This is a genomic window from Mycetohabitans endofungorum (genome assembly GCF_002927045.1).
Lineage (GTDB): Bacteria > Pseudomonadota > Gammaproteobacteria > Burkholderiales > Burkholderiaceae > Mycetohabitans > Mycetohabitans endofungorum.
In genome coordinates this window covers 67,959-89,169 of the sequence record NZ_PRDW01000001.1, presented here as the reverse complement: position 1 = coordinate 89,169, position 21,211 = coordinate 67,959, and the positions used below count along the sequence as shown (strand labels likewise).

Annotated in this window: 22 protein-coding genes, 1 other RNA gene and 1 riboswitch; of the genes, 13 read left to right on the top strand and 10 right to left on the bottom strand. The window is 64.6% G+C overall.

Annotation, left to right across the window (positions count from 1 at the left end; all coding sequences use genetic code 11):
- Positions 1–11 precede the first annotated feature (11 nt).
- Positions 12–1,820 carry an autotransporter assembly complex protein TamA gene (locus B0O95_RS00450; RefSeq protein WP_104076121.1) on the bottom strand — a complete coding sequence of 603 codons (1,809 nt, stop codon included), beginning with the start codon at positions 1,818–1,820 and terminating at the stop codon, positions 12–14.
- 227 nt (positions 1,821–2,047) lie between these two features.
- Between B0O95_RS00450 and B0O95_RS00445 the strand changes: the two genes are divergently transcribed.
- The 4 genes from B0O95_RS00445 to panD all read left to right on the top strand — a co-directional run bounded on the left by B0O95_RS00445 (position 2,048) and on the right by panD (position 4,458).
- Positions 2,048–2,233, top strand: coding sequence for a DUF3460 family protein (locus tag B0O95_RS00445; RefSeq protein ID WP_104076120.1), 186 nt, complete (start codon positions 2,048–2,050; stop codon positions 2,231–2,233).
- Between the two features lies 1 nt (position 2,234).
- The gene (locus tag B0O95_RS00440; protein WP_104076119.1) at positions 2,235–3,110 is read left to right on the top strand and encodes a segregation and condensation protein A; all 876 of its coding nucleotides are present in this window, start codon (positions 2,235–2,237) and stop codon (positions 3,108–3,110) included.
- A 29-nt stretch (positions 3,111–3,139) separates the two neighbouring features.
- On the top strand, positions 3,140–3,973 hold the full coding sequence (gene panC, locus B0O95_RS00435) for a pantoate--beta-alanine ligase (RefSeq protein WP_104076118.1): 834 nt from the start codon (positions 3,140–3,142) through the stop codon (positions 3,971–3,973).
- Positions 3,974–4,065: 92 nt separating this feature from the next.
- Positions 4,066–4,458, top strand: a complete 393-nt coding sequence (panD, locus tag B0O95_RS00430) for an aspartate 1-decarboxylase (RefSeq protein WP_104076316.1) — start codon at positions 4,066–4,068, stop codon at positions 4,456–4,458.
- A 36-nt stretch (positions 4,459–4,494) separates the two neighbouring features.
- On the opposite strand, the gene B0O95_RS00425 is transcribed toward panD, so the two are convergent.
- Positions 4,495–5,118: a ParA family protein gene (locus B0O95_RS00425; RefSeq protein WP_104076117.1), complete on the bottom strand. Its 624-nt coding sequence runs from the start codon at positions 5,116–5,118 to the stop codon at positions 4,495–4,497.
- 55 nt (positions 5,119–5,173) lie between these two features.
- Between B0O95_RS00425 and B0O95_RS00420 the strand changes: the two genes are divergently transcribed.
- Positions 5,174–6,310, top strand: coding sequence for a cobalamin-binding protein (locus tag B0O95_RS00420; RefSeq protein WP_233202988.1), 1,137 nt, complete (start codon positions 5,174–5,176; stop codon positions 6,308–6,310).
- A 96-nt stretch (positions 6,311–6,406) separates the two neighbouring features.
- Here the strand turns inward: B0O95_RS00420 and B0O95_RS00415 are convergent, their stop codons facing one another.
- The 3 genes from B0O95_RS00415 to B0O95_RS00405 are packed head-to-tail and all read right to left on the bottom strand — an operon-like array spanning position 6,407 to position 10,360.
- Positions 6,407–7,261, bottom strand: coding sequence for an ABC transporter ATP-binding protein (locus B0O95_RS00415; protein WP_104076115.1), 855 nt, complete (start codon positions 7,259–7,261; stop codon positions 6,407–6,409).
- Positions 7,258–8,280, bottom strand: a complete 1,023-nt coding sequence (locus B0O95_RS00410) for a FecCD family ABC transporter permease (RefSeq protein WP_332908399.1) — start codon at positions 8,278–8,280, stop codon at positions 7,258–7,260. The genes B0O95_RS00415 and B0O95_RS00410 overlap by 4 nt, the downstream gene beginning before the upstream one ends.
- A 16-nt stretch (positions 8,281–8,296) precedes the next feature.
- Entirely contained in the window at positions 8,297–10,360 is a 2,064-nt protein-coding gene (locus tag B0O95_RS00405) for a TonB-dependent receptor plug domain-containing protein (RefSeq protein ID WP_104076315.1), read from the bottom strand.
- A gap of 91 nt (positions 10,361–10,451) precedes the next feature.
- Positions 10,452–10,707: riboswitch (cobalamin riboswitch) on the bottom strand.
- 119 nt (positions 10,708–10,826) lie between these two features.
- Here B0O95_RS00405 and B0O95_RS00400 point away from each other — a divergent pair.
- From B0O95_RS00400 to B0O95_RS00380, 5 genes are all read left to right on the top strand, one after another.
- Positions 10,827–11,177 (top strand): ATPase, encoded by a 351-nt coding sequence (locus B0O95_RS00400; protein WP_104076113.1) that lies wholly within the window; start codon positions 10,827–10,829, stop codon positions 11,175–11,177.
- A complete protein-coding gene (locus tag B0O95_RS00395) occupies positions 11,174–11,494 on the top strand; it encodes a cell division protein ZapA (protein WP_104076112.1) in 321 nt (106 codons plus the stop codon). Before B0O95_RS00400 ends, B0O95_RS00395 begins: the two co-directional genes overlap by 4 nt.
- Before the next feature lie 69 nt (positions 11,495–11,563).
- Positions 11,564–11,745: non-coding RNA, 6S RNA (gene ssrS / locus B0O95_RS00390), on the top strand.
- Between the two features lie 58 nt (positions 11,746–11,803).
- Complete coding sequence (locus B0O95_RS00385; RefSeq protein WP_104076314.1) at positions 11,804–12,271, top strand: EVE domain-containing protein; 468 nt, start codon at positions 11,804–11,806, stop codon at positions 12,269–12,271.
- A gap of 185 nt (positions 12,272–12,456) precedes the next feature.
- Positions 12,457–13,218 (top strand): SIMPL domain-containing protein, encoded by a 762-nt coding sequence (locus tag B0O95_RS00380; protein ID WP_370641726.1) that lies wholly within the window; start codon positions 12,457–12,459, stop codon positions 13,216–13,218.
- 110 nt (positions 13,219–13,328) lie between these two features.
- Here the strand turns inward: B0O95_RS00380 and lgt are convergent, their stop codons facing one another.
- Complete coding sequence (lgt, locus tag B0O95_RS00375; protein ID WP_104076110.1) at positions 13,329–14,240, bottom strand: prolipoprotein diacylglyceryl transferase; 912 nt, start codon at positions 14,238–14,240, stop codon at positions 13,329–13,331.
- Positions 14,241–14,265: 25 nt separating this feature from the next.
- Positions 14,266–15,186, bottom strand: a complete 921-nt coding sequence (locus tag B0O95_RS00370) for a LysR family transcriptional regulator (protein ID WP_104076109.1) — start codon at positions 15,184–15,186, stop codon at positions 14,266–14,268.
- 119 nt (positions 15,187–15,305) lie between these two features.
- Here B0O95_RS00370 and ilvD point away from each other — a divergent pair, with 119 nt between their 5' ends.
- Together ilvD and B0O95_RS00360 are read left to right on the top strand one after the other, a co-directional pair.
- Positions 15,306–16,979, top strand: coding sequence for a dihydroxy-acid dehydratase (gene ilvD / locus B0O95_RS00365; protein WP_104076108.1), 1,674 nt, complete (start codon positions 15,306–15,308; stop codon positions 16,977–16,979).
- An 80-nt stretch (positions 16,980–17,059) separates the two neighbouring features.
- Entirely contained in the window at positions 17,060–17,425 is a 366-nt protein-coding gene (locus tag B0O95_RS00360; protein ID WP_104076107.1) for a c-type cytochrome, read from the top strand.
- 14 nt (positions 17,426–17,439) lie between these two features.
- Here B0O95_RS00360 and B0O95_RS17095 read toward each other — a convergent pair whose 3' ends face one another.
- Genes B0O95_RS17095 through B0O95_RS00345 form a run of 3 tightly spaced genes read right to left on the bottom strand, consistent with a single transcriptional unit; the run spans position 17,440 to position 19,893 of the window.
- A complete protein-coding gene (locus B0O95_RS17095) occupies positions 17,440–17,856 on the bottom strand; it encodes a DUF2486 family protein (RefSeq protein WP_104076106.1) in 417 nt (138 codons plus the stop codon).
- Between the two features lie 47 nt (positions 17,857–17,903).
- Positions 17,904–18,320 carry a DNA polymerase III subunit chi gene (locus B0O95_RS00350; RefSeq protein ID WP_104076105.1) on the bottom strand — a complete coding sequence of 139 codons (417 nt, stop codon included), beginning with the start codon at positions 18,318–18,320 and terminating at the stop codon, positions 17,904–17,906.
- 55 nt (positions 18,321–18,375) lie between these two features.
- Positions 18,376–19,893 (bottom strand): leucyl aminopeptidase, encoded by a 1,518-nt coding sequence (locus B0O95_RS00345; protein WP_104076104.1) that lies wholly within the window; start codon positions 19,891–19,893, stop codon positions 18,376–18,378.
- A 220-nt stretch (positions 19,894–20,113) separates the two neighbouring features.
- On the opposite strand from B0O95_RS00345, the gene lptF reads away from it, so the two are divergent.
- Complete coding sequence (lptF, locus tag B0O95_RS00340) at positions 20,114–21,211, top strand: LPS export ABC transporter permease LptF (protein ID WP_104076103.1); 1,098 nt, start codon at positions 20,114–20,116, stop codon at positions 21,209–21,211.

Below are 21,211 nucleotides of genomic sequence, written 5' to 3'. Positions count from 1 at the left end.
CGCAAGGTGAATCAGAACGCGATGCCCAGCGTCAAATAGGGGCGCCAGCTATGGTTACGCAGGCCATATGCGAGGTCAACATTGATTGGCCCGACGGGGCTGCGCCAGCGTGCGCCGACGCCCACACCTTGGTAAAAAAACTTTTCGGTCCAGTTGTCGGTCGCCGTGCCGATATCCCAGAAGGCCGCCGCGCCCCAGTCGTGGTTGAACCAGTGCTGGTATTCGGTGCCGCCGCTGAGCAAATATTTGGTCGGCAGCACCGAGCCGCCCACATTGTTGCCAATGCTGTCGTAGCCATAGCCGCGTATCGTCTCCACGCCGCCGGCGCGAAACAGCAGCGATGCCGGCACGCCGCGCGAGCCGCCAGCCGTGAATACACCGCCGGCTTGCAGCCGCAGCAGCACGATGTCGCGCCGACCAATCGGCACGTACTGCCGTGCGTTCGCGTAGGCCCGCCCAAACGTCTGATCCGTCATCACGCCCTTGATCGCCAAACCAGCCTCCAGGCGCAGCAGGTTGCCCGCTCGCGGGAACACCGGATCGTCGACGTTGCGCCGGGTCCACAACCACGCCGGCACGAGCGCGCGGCTCACGGTGGGCCCGGCGCTGTTCTGGTCCAGACGATCCAGGTAGAACAGCACCTGATAGTTGTAGTCGATATTTTGCGACGTGCGCGTACGCTGCGCGCCGACCCGCGCGCTATGGATATCGGTGCCTGACACGTCGGTGCGCGTGTACGAGCCGAGCAGCGTGTTGGTCCACGCGCGCGGTCCCGGCGGCATCGACAGCTGCACCTGCCCGTACTGCTGCGTCTGGTCCAACCGGCCCGAGAAGCTGAAGGGCCAGGCAGCGCCGAACATGTCCAGGTACGAGTATGCCCCCTGGATGTGTCCGCCGGTATCGGACGAATAGCCGATGCCGGTACGCACCGCGTTGTACTGATATTCACTGACCTTGACGTGCACAGGCGTGTTCTGCGGTTTGCTGACGTCGTCATCGACTGAGATGCCGACGCTGGCATAGTACGGCGTGTTCTGCACCTGCCGCTGCAGTTCGGCGATGCGCTCGGCGGCGTAGATCTCGCCGGGACCCAGCGGGTTGACGTTCGTGATAATCGATTGCGGATAGCGCCGCGTGCCGGACACATCAAGCGGCCCGATGGTGAACGTCGGCCCGCTCTCATACGTGATGCTCAATCGTGCCTCGTGGGTACGAGGATCGATCCGCGCTTGCGAATGTGCGATCGTCGCGCCCAGGTAGCGGTACGACTGCAGCGTCTTGAGTGAGGCCTTTTTGGCCTCGTCCCACGCCGTCTGCGTGAACGGCTCGCCGCTCGTCAGCCCAAATGCGCTCCGTACCGCCTTTTCCTGTTCGGGTGCCTCGGTCAGCATCGGCCCCGTGAACGACAACTCGACCGCCGACACGTGCGTGCGCGGGCCCGGCTCCACATGCACGGTCACCGCGCGACGCTTGCCGGCGCGCACGTCGGTGCGCACCACCGACTCGAAATACCCTTCAGTGGACAGTAGGTCGCGCACTTGCTGCGGGACTGCCGTGACGAGAAACTCGAATTGCTCGTTCGAGATGTCATTTCGCTTGGCGAAACGCGACACATCCAGGTGGGCGCCCAGCAGCTTGCGCAGCGAATAGGACGGCGCGTCGATATCCACGTTGTACTTAGCCAGGGCGGCGCCAGACGCCATCAGTGGCACGACCATTACGGCGCATTGCAGCCCCCGGCGCGCCGCGTGCGCGCGCGTGCGTATTGCTCGCGCGCGCCGCGCGACGCCGCAAGGCAGCCCAGGAGAACTACGTGGCAAATCGAACTCCGTCGTTAAACATGGAGGTCAGCATGGCAGCGGCGGTGACACGAATTGGGAAACTCATATTGGAACATATCACACGTGCCAGGAACTCAGGCATGAACGACACAATGTGCTGGCGCGGGCCGGGTTGCGCCGTTGGAACGGCGGGCCCCCTTTGTTCCGGGTACGGCAGCTTGCGGTAAAATCCGGGATCGGATTTTTTTGGTTCGCGGAGTATTGTCATGTATCAGTCGGACATCACCCAATTCCTGATCCAGCTCAAGCAGCAACATCCGGAACTCGAGGAACAGCAACGCAACGGCCGCGCACTGCTGTGGGACAAGGCACCGATCGATCTGGATGAGCGCACGCGCCAGCAACAAGCACGCGTGCCGCAGACGCCCTACGTGTACTACCAGAATTTCTGACGTGAGCGCCGTTCCGGCACCGGACGACCGGGGCCAGCAGTCATCCGAGGTCGCGCTATGCGCGCCGGCCACCGACTCGACGCCGGGCACGGTCGACGGCGTCGCGTTCGCTCGCCTATACGGCGAGCCGCTGTTCAAGGTGCCGCAGGACCTATACATTCCGCCGGACGCGCTCGAAATTTTTCTGGAAGCATTCGAGGGTCCGCTTGATCTGCTGCTCTACTTGATCCGCAAGCAGAATTTCAATGTGCTCGACATCCCGATGGCGGACGTTACCGCACAGTACTTAGGCTACGTCGACCAGATCCGCGCGACGAACCTGGAGCTGGCGGCCGAATACTTGCTGATGGCGGCCATGCTGATCGAGATCAAGTCACGGATGTTGTTGCCGGTGAAACAGGTCGACACCGGCGAAGATGCTGAGGACCCGCGCGCCGAATTGGTACGCCGACTGCTCGAGTACGAGCAAATGAAGCTTGCCGCGCAGCAGTTGGACCGCCTGCCGCAGCACGGGCGTGACTTCCTGCGCGCGCAGGTGTACATCGAGCAAAACCTGGCGCCACGCTGGCCGGACGTCAACGCGGATGACCTGCGCGGCGCGTGGGCCGACGTGCTCAAGCGCGCCAAACTCGTGCAGCATCACAAGATCACCCGCGAGGAACTGTCGGTACGCGAGCACATGAGCCAGATCCTGCGCAAGCTGCAGCACGTGCGTTTCATGGAATTCACCGAACTGTTCGATGTCTCGCGTGGCGTGCCCGTGGTGGTCGTCAATTTCATTGCGATGCTCGAGCTCTCCCGCGAATCGTTGCTCGAGATCACGCAGGCTGAGCCCTTCGCACCGATCTACGTCCGGCTGGCGTACTCACCGACCTAAGGATCCGCTTACCGGTCCTTTCCCGCTACATGAAAGTCATCAGCTCGATCAACGAATTGCGCGACCAGTTGCGCGGGCAGAACCGCGTCGCATTCGTGCCCACGATGGGCAACTTGCACGAAGGACACCTGTCGCTGATGCGCCTGGCGCGCCAGCACGGCGACCCAGTGGTCGCCAGCATCTTCGTGAACCGGCTGCAATTCGGGCCGAGCGAGGATTTCGACAAGTATCCGCGCACGCTCGATACCGACATCGACAAGCTGCAGCGGGAAAACGTCTACGTGCTGTTCGCGCCGACCGAGCAGGACATGTACCCGCGTGCGCAGGAATATCGCGTGCACCCGCCGCACGATCTGGGCGACATCCTCGAGGGCGAATTCCGGCCGGGGTTCTTTCACGGCGTCTGCACGGTCGTGATGAAACTGATGTCGTGCGTGCAGCCGCGTGTCGCGGTGTTTGGCAAGAAGGACTACCAGCAGTTGATGATCGTGCGGCAGATGTGTGAGCAATTCGCGCTGCCCGTTGAAGTGGTCGCCGCCGAGACGGTGCGCGACACGGACGGACTCGCGCTGTCGTCACGCAATGTGTATCTGACGCCATCGGAGCGTGCCGAGGCATCAACCTTGTATCGCACACTGCAGCACGTGCGCGATAACGTGCTCGCGGGTCACCGCGATTTCGCCAAGATCGAGCTGGCGGCGTTCGAGACCTTGATTGAGCGCGGCTGGAAGCCCGACTACATTGCGATTCGCAAGCGCGCCAATCTGCGCTCGCCGCAACCACACGAAGGGCATGAACCGCTGGTCGTGCTCGCCGCCGCGCGGCTTGGCGCGACCCGGCTCATCGACAACCTGGAGATTTGATCGCCCGCGCCGATTCGTTGGCCCCTTTGCTCGCGCGCCTTGCCCTGTGCGCGACGCACGGCGCGGTGCGCACCGCAGTACCGGAGACCCCCATGCAACGTACGATGCTTAAATCGAAGATTCACCGCGCCACCGTCACGCACTGTGAATTGCACTATGAAGGTTCCTGCGCAATCGACGAAAATCTGCTCGAGGCCGCCAACATTGCGGAAAACGAGCAGATCGACATCTGGAACATCAATAACGGCGAGCGCTTGACCACCTACGCGATCCGCGGCGAACGGGGCAGCGGCATTATCTCGCTGAACGGGTCTGCCGCGCGCCGCGCGCAGGTGGGCGACCTGATCATCATCGCCGCGTTCGCGCTGGTCGAGGACGCCGACGTGCGTCATGGCTTCAAGCCGAACCTGGTGTTCTGCGACGAACGCAATACGATTAAGGGCACCCGGGACCACGTGCCGACGCAGAGCTGGGACGCGCGCTGAGCGATGCGACCGGGCGCTCCGCGCCGTCCCCGCGGCTCATTGCTCAGCCCACGCGACGACCGACTGCCACTGCTCCAGGTCCTTGTCGACCCGGCTCGACGCCACATCCCATAACGTCAGGCCATGCGCGGCCAGTTGCACATAGTTTTGCGTATCGCGCAGGTAGCCAAGCACCGGCAGGCCGAGTCCGTCGACGAATCGATGCAACTGCTCCGCCGAACGGGTGCGGGCATCCACGCGCATGCCGACCACGCCGATCTGGAGGCCGCCTTTGCGCCCGCCCTTCTCATGCGCCAGCCGCTGCAGGAAGTGCTGCGTGGCGAGAATGTCGAACATCGACGGTTGCAGTGGCACCAGCACCTTGTCGGCGACGGACAGCGCCAGGTTCAGGCGTGTGCCGTGCAAGCCGGCTGGCGTATCGACGATCGCATGCTCGAATCCCTTTGGCGGCCGGGCACTGCGCTCCCCGCTCATGTCCCACGGCTCGATCCTGGGCAGCGTGTCGGGCCGCAGGTCCAGCCATGATTGCGACGATTGCTGCTTGTCCAGGTCGGCGAGCGCCACCCACTCGCCGCGCCACGCGAAATAGCCTGCCAGATTCGTCGACAGCGTGCTCTTACCCACACCGCCTTTGGGATTAGCGACAACGATGACCGTCATGAATTCCCCCAGGATCAATGGCTTGACATAGCCGTTAGCCTATCCAATTACTCAGTTGAATCCAGCTATTATCAAAGAACTTGACCCATTCGGCACTTCTTTCAACATCTTCGATGAACTCATGGCGCTCGGACGTTTCTATCGAATCGCTGGCGGCGCGCCAGCAAGGCCGGCTCCCCGAGCTGCTCGGCGGGCGCGGGCGCGAGTTGCAGCAGGGCGGCGCACGGCGCAAAGCGGCGTGCTGGCGGGCCTGCTGCTCGCGCTGGCGGGCGGCGGCGCACCCGCGGCTTGCGCGGCCGCACCGGTGCAAGTGCTGGACGACAGCGGTGCGCGCGTGACATTGAATGCGCCGGCACGGCGCGTCGTGAGCCTGGCGCCCAGCGTCACGGAGTTGATCTACGCAGCCGGGGGCGGCAACCGGCTAGTCGGCACGGTCAGCTTCAGCGATTACCCGAGCGCCGCGCGCGACGTGCCGGTCATCGGCAGCTACACGACGCTGGACCTCGAACGGATTGCGGCGACGCACCCTGATTTGATCGTCGTCTGGTGGCACGGCAATCCACAGCGCCAGGTCGAACGGTTGAAGTCGCTCCACGTGCCGCTGTTCTACAGTGAACCACACCGGCTGGCCGACATCGGCTCGACGTTGATCCGCCTGGGCACGCTGCTTGGTACCGAGCCACAGGCGCGCGAGGCGGCCCGGGCATTCGACACGCGTATCGCCGCGCTGCGACAGCGCTACGCGAGCCGGCCTCCCGTATCGGTTTTTTTTCAGCTATGGGACGACCCGCTGATGACGCTGAACGGCACGCATATCATCAGCGACGTGATCTCCGTCTGCGGCGGGCGTAATCTGTTCGGCTCACTGGGCGAACTGGTGCCGACGGTGTCGACCGAAGCGGTGATCGCCGCCGATCCTGACGCGATCGTTGCCGCACGGCCGGAACCTGCCCGGGCGCACCGGGCCGCGCAGTCCACGGATCCCAGCGGCGGCGACCCGGCGCTGCGCGGATGGCGGCGCTGGCCGGGCATGCGCGCGGTCGCACGCGACAACCTGTTCACCGTCGACGCGGACCTAATTAGCCGTCCCGGCCCGCGGTTGGCCGACGCCACAGCGTTACTGTGCCAGGAGTTAGAACAGGTCCGCCAGCGCGCCCCGTCGCGACGCCCCACCGGCTCGCTCCATCCCTAGCGGTTCGAGCAGCCCAACTCCAACGCGTTCGAGTGCTGCAGCGACGTATGCAGCGCGGCGCCACCTGGCTCGAGCGGCCCGATCACCGCGGGCACATCACCAGGGATCCTCGTCATCTCGCCCATTCAAAACAACCGGCTCATCGCCCCGCGCCGGCGCCAGCGCGGGTATCAGCGCCTCGTGCGCGCCGTCGCGCAACAGCACCAGCGGATAGCCGAACGCGTGACTGGCAAGGGTCGGTGTCAGCACTTCACGCACCGGCCCGGCCCACGCGCGCCCCCGCCCGTCGATCAACAACGCGTGAGTCGCGAACCGCCGTGCCAACGTGAGATCGTGGCACGAGAACACCACAGTGCGGGGCGCCGCACCGACCCATTCCGCCAGCAATGTCACCGCATCGATCTGGTGGTGCAAATCCAGATGCGCTAACGGCTCGTCCAACAGCAGCAGCGGCACGTCCTGGCAGAAGGCGGCGGCAAGAGCCACACGTTGCCGCTCGCCGCCGGACAGCGACAGCACGTCGCGCGCAGCAAACCCGGCCAGGCCGACCGCCGCCAGCGCATCGTATGCCGCGGCGCGATCCACGTCGCGCTCCCAACCCCAGCCCGACAGGTGCGGGTAACGTGCCAGCAGTACCGTATCGAGGGCCGTTGCGCTGAACGTATCGTGAAGCTGCTGGGTCATCCACGCACGATGCCGCGCGAGCCGATGGACCGGCCACTGGGTGAGCGGCACGCCATCGAATGCGACGCTGCCGCGCGTGGGCACACGCAATCCGGCGAGGGTCATCAACAAGGTCGATTTGCCGGCGCCGTTCGGTCCGGCAACGCACCACAACTCGCCGGGCTCGAAGCGCTGCGACAGCGCGTCGAGCAGCGTGCGGCCGCCCACCTGCAGCGTCAGTGCCTGTACGCTCAACGGCGCCGGCCCCGGCCCGCCCGCCCGATTCATCGCTTGCGCCCCAACAGCATCCAGAGGAACAGTGGCACGCCGACCAATGCGGTCACCACGCCCACCGGCAATTGCGTCGGCGCGAACGCACAGCGCGCGACAAGGTCCGCGCCCATCACGGCAGCGCCGCCGCCGAGCATCGACGCGGGCACCAGCATACGTTGGTCATTGCCCCACGCCAGCCGCACCAAGTGCGGCGCCACCAGACCGACAAAACCGAGCGTGCCGGCCGTGGTGACGGCCGCCGCCGCAGCCAGCGACGCCATCACATAGACGCGCGCGCGCAACGCGACAACCGGCACGCCCAGCGCCTGCGCAAACTGGTCGCCGCGGGCCAGCGCATTGAGTTGGCGCGTGACCGGCGCGCATAGCGCGACCAGCATCGCCAGCACGGCCAGCGCAAACCACGGCATGCCGGCGCCGTTCAAGTCACCCTGCAGCCAGAACACGATGCCGCGCAATGCGCGGTCGGGACTGAGTGTCATCATTAACGCGGTGGCCGCACTGAAGCCCGCGGCCACGACAACGCCGGTCAGCAGCAGCCGCGGCGATGCGTCGCGCGGCTCACCCAGCCACAACGCGCGGCGCACAAGGCCGAACACGATGCCCATCGCCGCCAGCGAGCCGGCGAACGCGGCCACCTGCGTGCCCCACCACGGCACGCCCAGCAACATCGCGGCCACCGCGAATGCCGCCGCGCCGCCCGATACGCCGAGCACGTACGGATCGGCGAGCGGATTGCGCAACAACACCTGCAACAATGCGCCGGCCAGCGACAGCAGCGCGCCGCAGGCAAAGCCCGCAAGCGCGCGAGGCAGCCGCAGCGCTCGCACGATATCCGCGTCAAAACCGGGGCTGCCGGCCAACGCGGCGAGCACGCGCGCTGGCGCGATCCGCACGCTGCCCGTGGCCAGCGAGATCACCAGCAGCAAGCCGACGGCGGCGGCCAGCGCGAGCCAGATCACCGCCGCGCGGCGCGGCGACATCCTGCGGGCGCTGCTGCTAGACCCCGCGCCCATGGTTCGCGCGCCCGCACTAGTGCTGTTGCCAACCCAGCGTGAGATACGCGCCACGCTTTGGCGTGTTGTATGTATAGAGCGTCTCATAGTCCTTATCGAACAGGTTCTCGACGCGCGCCGCGACATACCATGATTGGGTGATATTGTATCGGGCACTCAGATTGACCACGCCATATCCACCCAGCGGCTGGCCGTTGTCGTGGCGCGCGCCGGTCAACAGCCATTGCCCGCCGATCCGCCAACCGTCGACGCTGTGGTTCGCCGACACGGTAGCAAAGCGACGTGGCCGCCGCGTCAAATCCCAGACCGACACCTCATCGACGGGATTCTGGAACGTGAAGCTGGCGCGCACGTCGGTACGGCCCACATGGCCCGACCATGAGGCCTCGATACCCTGGACTTTTGCCCGGCCCACGTTCTGCGCAACATACCGCCCATGGTCCGCCAGCGCATACTGGATCAGATTCCGGTAGCGGGTCTGAAACGCGGTAACGCGCGCCACGCCAAGCGCCGGCGACGCGTATTGCAACGCCGCTTCGAGCGAATGCGCCTGCTCCGGTTTCAAGTTCGGATCGCCAAAAAAGGGAAAGTACAGGTCGTTGAAGGTCGGTGCGCGAAATGCATCGGAATAGTTGACGGCGGCCTTCCAGTGATCGGTGAATCGGTAGCCATAGCCGACGAAGTAGCTGTTGGCACCGCCGAAATCCGAATACTGATCGCGCCGCAGGTTCAGTTGCACCTCATTGCGGCCCAGCTCGCCGTTATAGCCGATGTAGCCGGAATTCACACGCCGCACGGGCGTGGTGAAGTCCGACGCGTCCAGATCCTGATTGACGTGCTGATAGCCGAACACCAGCTTGTGGCCAGCGGCGATCGCATAGTCGTTCTGCCAATCCAGTTGATAGTTCGTCGTATCGTAGCGGCTAGTTTGCCGCCCGTTCGCGAGAATCTGCGAGCGGTCGGCGCCCTGCGCGACGTTCAGATGCATGTTCCAACGCTCGGTCAGGCTGCCGTTGGCGAATACCGATACTTGACCGACGCGATCTCGTTCATCGTTCAAGTCGGTTGGCATGCCAAACGGATTGTCGAAGTTGGTCTTCGAGAATGATTGAAAGTAGCGGATACCCGCGTCCCAGCCCGAAGTGAAGCGGTGCTTCAGCGACGCGCTCACGCTCTCGTTGAACGTGCCGTTCGCATTCGGATTCACCGGGACCCGGTTCGGATCGATCGAAGAGAAACCCTCGGTCTTCATGCGCGACGCATCGACGCTGAACGTTGTGGCGCCGGCCGCGTCGAGCGCCCCGTTCACGCCCGCATGCTGGCGCTGCGTGTGATAACTGCCATACTCGCCATCCAGCGTGAAGCGCGGCGGATGATTGCCGCCGTCACGCGTGAATACCTGCACGACGCCGCCAATCGCACTCGATCCGTACAGCGCCGACACGTTGCCGTTGACGACCTCAACGCGCTCGACCTGATCCAGTGGAATCTGAGCGATTTGCGTCGCGCCCAGCGACGCAGAGTCCACGCGCACGCCGTCGATCATCACCAAGGTCTGCGCGATCGCCGCGCCGCGCATGAATAGCCCCGCCGTCTGGCCCGCGCCGCCGTTGCGGGTGATCTGCACACCCGGCGCGAGTTGCAACAGCCCGGCCAGATCCGTCGCGCTGCTGTCCTCGATGGCGCGCCGATCAAACAGCGTCGTTTGCGGCAGCGCGTCCGGCAACGCCTGCGCGTTGCGCGCGGCGCTCACCACGATCGGCAACAGCGTGCCGCGCCGCACCGCGTCATCGCCGGCGCAAGGCCGGGCTTCGGTTGCCGGGGCACCGGTGCTCACAGCAGTGCCGGCGTTCACCGCAGTATCGGTGTAGGCCGCAGTATCGGTGTGCGCCGTAGTGCCGGCATTCTCCACTGGATCGACGTTGGCCGCCATGCCGGAGCGCGTGGCACGGCCGAGTTCGCTGTCGGCGCGTGAACCTGTTCGGCGGTCCTCTTCGATGGTCTGGGCAAGCTGCGCCGTGGCTACGTGCGGCCAGCTGGCGAACGCGAGCAGCGCTGCCGCTGCAATAGGCGTACGCATGGTGTTTTCCTTGTTGTGCGACTGCGCGGCGCCCGTCCCCCGCGGGCCACGCGCTACCATGAAGTGCGACGCGGCAATCCACAGCCACGCTATGCGCTTCGCGCTCTCGGCCGGTATCCGGGCTGGCGACGCATCGGCCCGGCCTTCCCACGCCCCAGGCGCAGTGGCACGCACCGCCGCACGCTGGCGCATGCGGCGGTGGGCAGTTCGATGTGCAAAAAAAGCAGGTCGCTTACCGTTGCGGGGACAGCACAGGTTGGCCGGTTCGTGGCGAACTTCGCTCCCTGTTTCCCGTTTAACCCCGCGCGTGAACCGTGCGCGTGGGCACCGAAAGAGCCGCAAGTGTAGGTAGCGCCATGCGGGGCGTCAATGACCGGAACACGCCACTGTTACGTCTGGATACGAGCTTAGGCATCGAATGCCGCCAGAACCGCGCTAAAATGCCGTTTCTGCAGAGGACGCAACGATGCTTACCGAACTTGAAAATTTGTCCCAGAACATCGGTCGACTGGTCGAGATCAGCGACCGGAACCGTCAAGCGCGGCTAGCCGTCGAACAGCAACTCGAGGCCGCACGTGCGCAACGCGACGCGCTGCGGGCACAACTCGAACAAGCGCAGCGCGAGCGCGACGCACTGCGCATTGAACGCGACACGTTGTCCGCGAAAATCGACGATGCCCAGGTCCGCTTGAACGCGATCCTGGAAAAACTGCCGCACACGCGATTGCCGGATCCCCCGCTCGACGTGCAGCCATCACAAGCCAGTGACGTACCGTCGCCCGCGTCCGGGGACGAGCGCCAAGGAGAAACCGCATGACGACGAAACAGATCGATGTGTCGATCCTCGGCCAATCGTATCGGCTCGCCACCTCGCCCGAAAACGAGCCCGCGCTGCACGAAGCGGCCGAGCGCGTGGACCGAGAAATGAACAAGGTCCGCGCCGCGAGCAGCGTGCGCGGCCATGACCGGATCGCGGTGATGGCCGCCCTGTCGATCGCCTCCGAACTGCTGCAATTGCAAAAGAGCGTGCGACACGGTGAGGCATTCCCCGCGGAGGAAATCCAGCGTACAATGCGTCAAATGAATGATCAGCTCGCGGCAGTTATCCGCCAGCATGATCTGACGCAAGCATAGGTTGCGCCACGTTGCGTTACTTGTGCAGCCTGCGGTTCACGAGCAATACGGCTTATACGTTTTTTTTTGGCTTCCCTGCCTGGTTCGCCAAGGTCATAGATTCCTTGAACCAATGCCATGTGCACGGTTGCGGAAATTTGTAGCATGGGCGTGCGCGTCACTCTGTCTGACGTACCCGAAGTGCTGCTAACTGCGACCAATTCTGAACCTCAGGTTCAGGATGCCGGCCTAGCGGCCAAGGCGGGGACTTTATTCGGCGGCATCGAACCTCGGTTCGATGCCGTTTTTTTATTCGAGCGTCCCACGGCGATGCGCTATTGGCTGATGAAGTCCGAACCTGACGAAGCGAGCATCGACGATCTGGCCGCGTCCCCTACCCGCACGTTGCCGTGGACCGGCGTGCGCAATTACCAGGCGCGTAATTTCATGCGCGACAGCATGCAGCGCGGCGACGGTGTGCTGTTCTATCACAGCAGTTGTGCCGAACCCGGCATCGCGGGCCTGGCCGAAGTCGCCTCCGGCCCGTATGCGGACCCGACACAATTCGATGCCGCTAGTCCTTACTATGATCCCAAGTCGCGTCGCGACGCACCACGTTGGCTCCTGGTCGACGTGCGCTTTGTCAAGAAGCTACGACTGATTCCGTTGGGCGAGCTGCGTGCGCACGCCGCACTGGCGGACATGCGGGTGCTGGCGCGCGGCAACCGTCTGTCGATCACGCCGGTTACGCCCGATCAATGGTGCTATATCACCGACACGCTGGCTGAGCCCGAATAGCGAGATCGCGAGGCGCCACACCCGCTCAAAACCGGCGCGGTGCGACCCCGCCTTCGTTTCGCGGAACTTCGCATCGCGCACGCTCAACTAATAGGGCACTGTCCCCCGCACGTGTTGCCTAATAAAGCACAGTCCGCCGCGCGTGCTGCGATGGAGCCGACAACCTCGTTGGGAGTCCAAGAATGATGAATCGGTCCCTACCCTCGCGGCGCGTCGCGCGTCGGATGCGCGGCATCGCGGCCGCATGCGCGCTTGCGAGTGTTCCGCTGACGCTGGGCCTGGCGCCCGGCGCCGCGCTTGCGCAGGCCGCGCCAGTGGCACCGCCGTCCGGCGTGCTATCGCTGAGCGCCGAGCGAAGCATCGACGTGCAAGAGGACGTCGTGCGCATCACGCTGTTCTCTGAGCAGGAGAGCCAGGATGCCGCCACCCTGACCCGGGCGCTGAACAAACGCGCCGACGAGGCGCTGCGGCAGGCGCGGAGCGACGACAAAGTGACCGTGCAAACCGGCGCCTTTACGATCTATCCATCGACTAACCGCGACGGCAAGATCGCCGCCTGGCGCGGTCGAACCGAGATCGTGCTCGAGTCGCGCGACTTCGGTGCCGCGTCGCGGCTCGCGGGCCAGTTGAGCAACACGATGCAAGTGGACAATGTGGTGTTCTCGTTATCACCGCAGGCGCGCCGCGACGCGGAAACCAAGCTGACCTCGAGTGCCATTACGGCGTTTCGCGACCAGGCGCAAGCCGCCGCGCAGGCGTTCGGCTATGGCGGCTATACGATTCGGGAAGTGCGCATTAACCAGGGAGCCGGCGGTAGCCCGCGGCCGTTCATGATGATGGCCACGCCCGCGAGGGCCGATGCGAAGGCCGCAGCACCGCTGCCGATCGAGGCGGGCAAAAGCACGGTGACGGTCGACGTATCCGGTTCGATCCAGATGACGCGCTGATGCTGACGTAGCATCGCCGGCCGGCCGCTGCCCGCCCCCGCCGTGCACGCGTGTCGCGGGCGCCGGCACATGAGCGTATGCTGTGCGGGCCCATGAGCGTGTGCTGTGCGTCAGCCGGCCGAGTCCACCGAGCGGGCACCGGGCAGATGCGTATTGCGCCTGTAGGACCAGACGAGCACCAGTGCGCCGACCACGATCATCGGCAGGGAAAGCCACTGCCCCATCGACAGATTGAACGCGAGCAATCCGAGAAAGTCGTCCGGCTCGCGCGCAAACTCGACCGTGAAGCGCGCCATGCCATAGCCGAGCAGGAAGACCGCCGAGGCGGTGCCGACCGGACGCGGCTTGCGTGCGAAGCACCAGAGCACGACGAACAGCACACCGCCCTCCAGCGCGATCTCATAAAGCTGTGACGGGTGACGCGGCAGCATATGGTAGCGCTGGAACACTTCCAGCAAGTGCCATTGCGCGGCTTGCAGCGGATGGGATGCGAGCCACCCCAGATCTTCATTGACTGCGCCGGGGAATCCCATGGCCCACGGGGCATCTGGTGCCGTGACGCGTCCCCACAGCTCGCCGTTGATGAAATTGCCGAACCGGCCGGCTGCCAACCCCGCCGGCACCATCGGCGCGACGAAATCGGTGACCTGCAGCCACGTGCGATTGCGTTGGTACGCGAACACGAGCATCGCGAGCGTCACGCCGAGGAAGCCACCGTGGAACGACATCCCGCCTTCCCAGACCTTGAAGATGTCAACCGGATGGGCCAGGTAGAAGTCGGCCTTGTAAAACAGCACGTAGCCGAGACGGCCGCCGAGGATCATGCCTAGCACACCATAGAACAGCATGTCGTCGATGTCGCGCAATGTCCAGCCTTGCGCCGCGACATGCGGCAAGCGCAGCCGTAACCGGCCGACAACGATCGCCGCGATGAACGCGACCAAGTACATCAACCCGTACCAGCGCACCGCGAGCGGACCGAGATGGATCGCGACGGGGTCGAAATTCGGATGAATCAGCACGATAGGAATCCGAGATCAGTGGATGTCAGGGGATCGATAGCGCATGCGCGCGCACGACGTCGATGAAGCTCGCCAGCACCGGGCTGACGTCGCCCGTGCGCCATACCAGTCCCGTTTCGATGACCGGCAGCGCACCGCGCAGCGCCCGGTAGACGACGCCCGTGCGCTGCAAGTTGTGAAGCGATTGCGGCACCAGCGCGACGCCCATGCCGGCCGACACGAGGCTGACGATCGTCTGCATCTGGATCGCTTCCTGGCCGATCCGCGGCACGACGCCCGCAGCCTTGTAGCAGACCATTATGATGTCATAAAACGCGGGCGCCAAACGCCGCGGGAAGATCACCAGCGGCACGTCGGCGAACTGCGCCAACTCGATTTCCGCCTGGTCGTACGCCGTGTCCAGCGCCTGGGCCAGTTCGCAAGACATGGCGACGATCAATGGCTCACGCGCAATCGGCAGATATGACAGCGCGGCCGCATGACGGGGCGGAATCGGCGGAATCACGATGCCCGCGTCGATGCGTCCGGCCACCAGTTCGTCAATCTGCACGTCACTGGTCGCCTCAAGCAACTGGAGCCTGACGCGCGGAAAACGTTCGACGAATTGCCGCAACAGACCGGGCAGCAACCCATAGTCGGCGCTCGACACGAACGCCAGCGCGAGCACCCCGGTCTCGCCCTGCGCCAGACTGCGCGCGAGCGGCGCCAATGCATCCGCGGCGGCCAGCACCCGCCGCACTTCGGGCAGCAGCGCGGCGCCCACCGGTGTCAGCTCGACCGAGCGTTTGGTGCGCTCGAACAAACGCACGCCGAGCGCGTCCTCCAGCAAGCGAATCGCCTGTGACAGCGGCGGCTGCGTCATCGCGAGCCGGGCCGCCGCCCGGCTGAAGTGCTGTTCCTCGGCCAGCGTGACAAAGTAGCGCAATTGGCGCAAATCGAAGGACATACGCGAATGCAGAGTGGAAACTGATACATTTTACGACTTTATTAGCTTCAAATAATATATTGGACATTTGATTCGCGCCACTGCATGCTGTCATGCAAAGCCATAGGAGGTTCCCCACCATGCCATACAACCGTCGTTCAAAGAACATCACTCAAGGCGTCGCCCGTGCGCCGAACCGCTCGATGTATTACGCGCTCGGCTATAAGAAGGAAGATTTTGACAAGCCGATGATCGGCATCGCCAACGGTCACTCAACGATCACGCCGTGCAATGCGGGGTTGCAACGGCTCGCCGACGCGGCAGTCGGCGCGATCAAGGACGCCGGCGCCAATGCGCAGACATTCGGCACGCCGACCATCTCGGACGGCATGTCGATGGGCACGGAAGGCATGAAGTACTCGCTGGTGTCGCGCGAAGTGATCTCCGATTGCATCGAGACCTGCGTGCAGGGACAGTGGATGGATGGCGTGGTGGTCATCGGCGGCTGCGACAAGAACATGCCGGGTGGCATGATGGCATTGGCCCGGATGAACGTGCCAGGCATCTACGTCTACGGCGGCACGATCCGTCCGGGTCACTGGAAGGGCAAGGATTTGACGATCGTGTCGTCGTTCGAAGCGGTCGGCGAGTTCACCGCGGGACGCATGACGCAGGAGGACTTTGACGGGGTCGAGCGCAACGCGTGTCCGAGCACCGGTTCGTGCGGCGGCATGTACACCGCGAACACGATGAGCTCGTCGTTCGAGGCGCTGGGCATGTCGCTGCTGTACTCGTCGACGATGGCCAATCCGGAAGACGAGAAGGTCGCATCCGCCGCCGAATCGGCGCGCGTGCTCGTCGAAGCGGTGAAAAAAGACTTGAAGCCGCGCGACATCATCACGCGCCAATCGATCGAGAATGCCGTATCGCTGATCATGGCAACCGGTGGCTCGACGAACGCGGTGCTGCACTATCTGGCCATCGCGCATGCCGCCGAGGTCGAGTGGACGATCGATGACTTCGAGCGCATCCGCAAGCGCGTGCCGGTGATCTGCAATCTGAAGCCGTCCGGCCAATACGTGGCCACCGACCTGCATCGCGCCGGCGGCGTTCCGCAAGTGCTGAAGATCCTGCTGGACGCCGGCCTGCTACACGGGAACTGCATGACGATCACCGGCCAAACGATCGCCGAGGAGCTGAAAGACGTGCCGAGCCAGCCCCGCGCGGACCAGCAGGTGATCTTCCCGATCGACAAGGCGCTGTACAGTGAGGGGCACCTGGCGATCTTGAAAGGTAATTTGGCCGAGTCTGGCGCGGTCGCGAAGATCACCGGCCTGAAAAACCCCGTCATCACGGGGCCGGCCCGTGTGTTCGATGACGAGCAGAGTGCGCTCGAGGCGATTCTGGCGGACCGGATCAAGGCCGGTGACGTGATGGTGTTGCGCTATCTCGGTCCCAAGGGTGGGCCCGGCATGCCGGAAATGCTCGCGCCGACCTCCGCCATCATCGGCAAGGGGCTGGGCGAATCAGTCGGGCTGATCACCGACGGACGCTTCTCCGGCGGCACCTGGGGCATGGTGGTCGGCCACGTAGCGCCGGAAGCCTTCGCGGGCGGCACGATTGCGCTGGTGCAGGAAGGCGACTCGATTACGATCGACGCGCACAAGCTGCTGCTGCAATTAAACGTTAACGAGGCCGAACTGGCGCGCCGCCGCGCCGCATGGACCCAGCCCAAGCCGCGCTATACCCGCGGCGTGCTGGCCAAGTATGCCGAGCTTGCGCGTCCGGCCGACCAAGGCGCCGTCACCGGCTGAACCGCGAAGCGCAGGTTCCGGCGGCCCCGCGCCGGGACCCGTATAATCGCGTCACACCACCGACCACGATAAAACGGGGAATGGTGAAAGTGCTGCTCGGCATCCCGCGCATCGGACCGCCTCCAGCGTTGCTGCGCGTTGCATTGGCCGTGTCATGCATCGCGCGGGCGCATGCGGCAGACAATGTCCCCTCGGATGCTACCCGGGCGCTAGCCGAACAGCACAACTGCATGGCATGCCATTGCGTCACGCATCGGATGCTGGCGCCGTCATTTCGACAGATCGCTGCACACTATGCCCACCAGCCGGACGCCTCGGTACGGCTGCAGCGCAAGATCATCGATGGCGGCGCAGGCACGTGGGGCAATGCGCCGATGCCGGCCAATACACAAATCACCGATGCGCAGGCGGCCGCACTCGCCGCGTGGATCCTCCAGCTGCGGTAGTCCGCGGCATCGGCTCAGTGCTGGTCGGCGCGCTGCTCGATCTCGGCATCCAGCGCATCGTGCACCCACTGCTCCAATTCTGTTTCGAGCGTCAGCACGACTTCGCGCGTGACCTGGCTCACAAGCCAACCCGCATGCTCGGCGAACGCCTCGCGGCAGCGCGCCTCGATCGCATCGCGTCCCTCGCCGGTCAAGTACACGCCCAGACGAGCACGCAGCCGTTCGACGATACGATCCACGTCAGGCGCAGCCCATCCGCCGTCCGGCGGCACCGGCACGAAATCGGCATCGATACGGGACGCATGGGTGCACGCCGGTTCCGTCGTGCACCGCTCGACGAGCCATTGAGCGCGGCTGCGGGCCATCTCGGGCGCGCCACTGACCAGCACGTCGGTCAGCACCGGGATGGATTCGTCGATCGGGTCAGCCATGGTTCACTCCGTGGTCGATACGGATTGCGGCGCCGAACCGGCGTCCGTCACCCGCCTTGCTTATACATGTTCAACGTGTAGCCGCGGTCCCGATAGAAGCGATACCGCTCGCGCCCGGCCGCGAGCCCGTGCTCGTCATTGCCGATAACCTCGAGCAACCGCTCGAAACGCGCGAATTGCGGCGGCACCGCGCTGCCCAGGTTGAGCAGGATCGCGTAGTGCGGCGCCTGATCCAGGTCGGTGGTCAGCACCACCGGCGTCTCGTCAGCCAGCGCCGAGCCGGCCATACAATGCGGGATGAAGTCCAGCGGCGAAAACGTCCACAGCCGCTCGTCGAAGGCGCGCAGCACGGCGGGCTCGCCCAGCACGACGAGCGGCTGTGCGGCCTGGTAGGCCTTGCGCGCCAGCCGGCACGCATAGCCCAGTGGATCCGCGACGTGGGTGTGAAAGTCCACACGGGTCATCGGCAGCCCGAGCCTCGCTGGTTCATTGATGTGGCGCGGTGCGCTCCGGCGGGCATCACTTCGCGCGATCGATCAAAAATTGCGTGAGCAGCGGCACGGGGCGTCCAGTTGCGCCCTTTGCGCTGCCGCTCTTCCACGCGGTGCCGGCGATGTCCAGGTGCGCCCACGGGTAGGCCTGCGCAAAACGCGCGAGAAAGCACGCGGCCGTCACGCTGCCGGCGGGCCGCCCACCAATGTTGGCCATGTCCGCGAAATTCGACTTCAACTGCTCCTGGTATTCGTCGTCCAGCGGCAACCGCCACGCGGGATCCGACGCGTGGCGGCCGGCCGCGAGCAACGCGTCGGCCAACGCATCGTCCTTCGAGAACAAGCCGCTATTGTGGTGTCCCAACGCGATCACGCAGGCGCCGGTCAGCGTCGCGATGTCGATCACGGCGGCCGGCTTAAAGCGCTCCGCGTACGTGAGCGCATCGCACAGGACCAGCCGCCCCTCGGCGTCGGTGTTCAGGATTTCGATCGTCTGGCCGGACAGGCTGGTCACGATGTCGCCCGGCTTGTTCGCATTGCCGCTCGGCATGTTCTCGCAAGTCGGGATCAGGCCAACGACGTTCAGCTTCAAGCCCATCTCGGCAATCGCGCGGAATGTACCGAGCACCGAGCCGGCACCGCACATGTCATACTTCATCTCGTCCATGCCTTCACCCGGCTTGATCGAGATGCCCCCCGAGTCGAATGTGATGCCTTTGCCGACCAGCACCACCGGCGCCTGCTTCGCCCCAGCGCCCTGGTACTGCAGCACGATGAATTGCGGCGGCTGCGCCGAGCCCTTGGCGACCGACAGAAACGAGCCCATCTTCAACGCCTCGATCCGCTTCTGGCCCAGCACCTCGACCTTCAGCTTCCAGTCCTTCGCCAGTTGTTTCGCAACACCGGCCAGGTACGTCGGCGTGCAGATATTGCCCGGCAGGTTGCCCAGCTCGCGGGTCAGGTCCATGCCATTGGCGATCGCCACGCCCTCCTTTAACGCGACGCGCACCGCCTTCTCGTGTGCGGGGTCCACGACCACGATCACCTTCTTCACTGCGCCGCCATTGGCCGCGTCGGCCGCCGGCTTGGATTTGGTCTGCGTATATTGGTAGGTCAGCTCGCGCAGCGTCAACGCGCTCATGCGCGCGCTCCAGCTGGCATCGCGGTCGTTGACCGCCACCTGCGCGAGCGCCCATGTCACGTTGGCTGCGCGCGTGGCCAATACCGCGCGCCACGCTGCGCGCGCCGCATCGGTGAACGTCTTCGAGCCCAGCGCGTCCTGCTTGCCCAGGCCCACCAGCAACACGCGCGACGCGCCAATACCAGCCACTTCGCGTAGCATTAGCGTCGAGCCGGCCTTGCCGCCTAAGTCGCCGCTCTTGACCAGGCGGCTGACCAGCCCCTTGGTCGCGGCATCAAGCTTTTGTGCGGCACCGGACAGCGTCTGCGCATCGAATACGCCGACCACGATGCAATCCGACTTTGCGTTGAGCAAGGCGCTGTCCGCGGCTTTGTTCCAATCACAGGCTTTTGTGCTAAAGTCCATCGCGCTCGTCCTTGGCTAGAATCCTGGGCTGTTAGTCAAACCAAGCCGCAATTATCCGCTATTTTTTCTACCGCGGCGTTGCTGGCGCTGGATGTCCCCCTTCGACGGACCGGTCCACGTGCGTCACGCGCATGGAAACGCCCATCGTGGACGGGCTGTGAATCCCGGCTCGCCACCGTGGTCCAAGCCGGCAGCCGGGACACGAACATGATGTGACCAGATGATCCTTGAACGCTCCTTGCAGCGCGAACTCGCCTATACGGCCGGCGCGGTTTTCCTCGTGCTGCTCACCCTCGTGCTAACGACGATGATGATCCGCATCGTTGGCTTTGCCGCCTCGGGCGAGATCGATCCTCGCGACGTCGTCGTGCTGATCGGCTTGACGATGATCAGCTATGTGGCGGTGATGCTGATTGCAACGCTGTTCGTGTCGATCCTGTTCGTGCTCACGCGCTGGTACCGTGACTCCGAGATGGTGGTCTGGCTTTCGTCCGGCGTGAGCCTGACCCGGCTGATCAAACCGATCGCGACGTTTGCCGCGCCGATCGTCGTGCTGATCGCCTTTTTTGCATTCGTCGGCTGGCCGTGGGCGAACGAGCAAAGCAAGCTGATTCGTGAGCGCTTCCAACAGCGCGACGAGGTGTCGCTGCTCGCGCCCGGCCAGTTTCGCGAGTCCGCCTCGAACCATCGGGTGTTCTTCATCGAGAAGATGAGCCCCGATCAGAAACGCGTCGAAAACGTATTCGTGACGAGCACGGAAAACGGCAAGGTCAACGTCGTCGTATCCAAGACCGGCCATACGGAGATCCACCCGAATGGCGATCGCTTCGTCGTATTGGAGAACGGACGCCGCTACGATGGCGAACCGGGCAAACCCGATTTCCGCATCATGGAATTCGCGCGCTACGGGGTCAAGGTCCAGAGCCAACAACTGGTGAACCGGCCGACGACCACCAGCCTGCCGACGGCCACGCTGCTGCGCGAGCCGAACAATACCAATCTGGCCGAGTTCGCGTGGCGGGCCGGCCTGCCGTTGACTGCGCTCAACCTGATGCTGCTGGCGATTCCGCTCGCGTACCAGAACCCACGGCGCGGCCGCACGATCAATCTGGTGCTCGCGGTGCTCATCTACCTGACGTATTCAAACTTGATGAACCTGGTTCAAGCCTGGGTCGAGCAAGGCAAAATCGCGTTCGTGCCCGGGCTGCTGGGACTGCACGTGATCGTCTCAGCGATCGTCGCCTTCGTGTTCTGGTTGCGCGTGCGCAACCGTCCGCTGCTGCGGCGCCCGACGCTGCACGCGGCGTCCGGAGGCTGA

What these genes read in the sequence shown, in the direction of transcription:
- B0O95_RS00425 (WP_104076117.1), bottom strand. Translation starts at nt 5,118, where the DNA reads ATGACGGTCATCGTTGTCGCTAATCCCAAAGGCGGTGTGGGTAAGAGC.
- ilvD (WP_104076108.1), top strand. Translation starts at nt 15,306, where the DNA reads ATGCCATACAACCGTCGTTCAAAGAACATCACTCAAGGCGTCGCCCGT.
- B0O95_RS00370 (WP_104076109.1), bottom strand. Translation starts at nt 15,186, where the DNA reads ATGTCCTTCGATTTGCGCCAATTGCGCTACTTTGTCACGCTGGCCGAG.
- lptF (WP_104076103.1), top strand. Translation starts at nt 20,114, where the DNA reads ATGATCCTTGAACGCTCCTTGCAGCGCGAACTCGCCTATACGGCCGGC.
- B0O95_RS00405 (WP_104076315.1), bottom strand. Translation starts at nt 10,360, where the DNA reads ATGCGTACGCCTATTGCAGCGGCAGCGCTGCTCGCGTTCGCCAGCTGG.
- B0O95_RS00395 (WP_104076112.1), top strand. Translation starts at nt 11,174, where the DNA reads ATGACGACGAAACAGATCGATGTGTCGATCCTCGGCCAATCGTATCGG.
- panD (WP_104076316.1), top strand. Translation starts at nt 4,066, where the DNA reads ATGCAACGTACGATGCTTAAATCGAAGATTCACCGCGCCACCGTCACG.
- B0O95_RS00415 (WP_104076115.1), bottom strand. Translation starts at nt 7,261, where the DNA reads ATGAATCGGGCGGGCGGGCCGGGGCCGGCGCCGTTGAGCGTACAGGCA.
- B0O95_RS00345 (WP_104076104.1), bottom strand. Translation starts at nt 19,893, where the DNA reads ATGGACTTTAGCACAAAAGCCTGTGATTGGAACAAAGCCGCGGACAGC.
- B0O95_RS00445 (WP_104076120.1), top strand. Translation starts at nt 2,048, where the DNA reads ATGTATCAGTCGGACATCACCCAATTCCTGATCCAGCTCAAGCAGCAA.
- B0O95_RS00350 (WP_104076105.1), bottom strand. Translation starts at nt 18,320, where the DNA reads ATGACCCGTGTGGACTTTCACACCCACGTCGCGGATCCACTGGGCTAT.
- B0O95_RS00380 (WP_370641726.1), top strand. Translation starts at nt 12,457, where the DNA reads ATGAATCGGTCCCTACCCTCGCGGCGCGTCGCGCGTCGGATGCGCGGC.
- B0O95_RS00360 (WP_104076107.1), top strand. Translation starts at nt 17,060, where the DNA reads ATGGTGAAAGTGCTGCTCGGCATCCCGCGCATCGGACCGCCTCCAGCG.
- B0O95_RS17095 (WP_104076106.1), bottom strand. Translation starts at nt 17,856, where the DNA reads ATGGCTGACCCGATCGACGAATCCATCCCGGTGCTGACCGACGTGCTG.
- B0O95_RS00400 (WP_104076113.1), top strand. Translation starts at nt 10,827, where the DNA reads ATGCTTACCGAACTTGAAAATTTGTCCCAGAACATCGGTCGACTGGTC.
- panC (WP_104076118.1), top strand. Translation starts at nt 3,140, where the DNA reads ATGAAAGTCATCAGCTCGATCAACGAATTGCGCGACCAGTTGCGCGGG.
- B0O95_RS00410 (WP_332908399.1), bottom strand. Translation starts at nt 8,280, where the DNA reads ATGGGCGCGGGGTCTAGCAGCAGCGCCCGCAGGATGTCGCCGCGCCGC.
- B0O95_RS00385 (WP_104076314.1), top strand. Translation starts at nt 11,804, where the DNA reads ATGCGCTATTGGCTGATGAAGTCCGAACCTGACGAAGCGAGCATCGAC.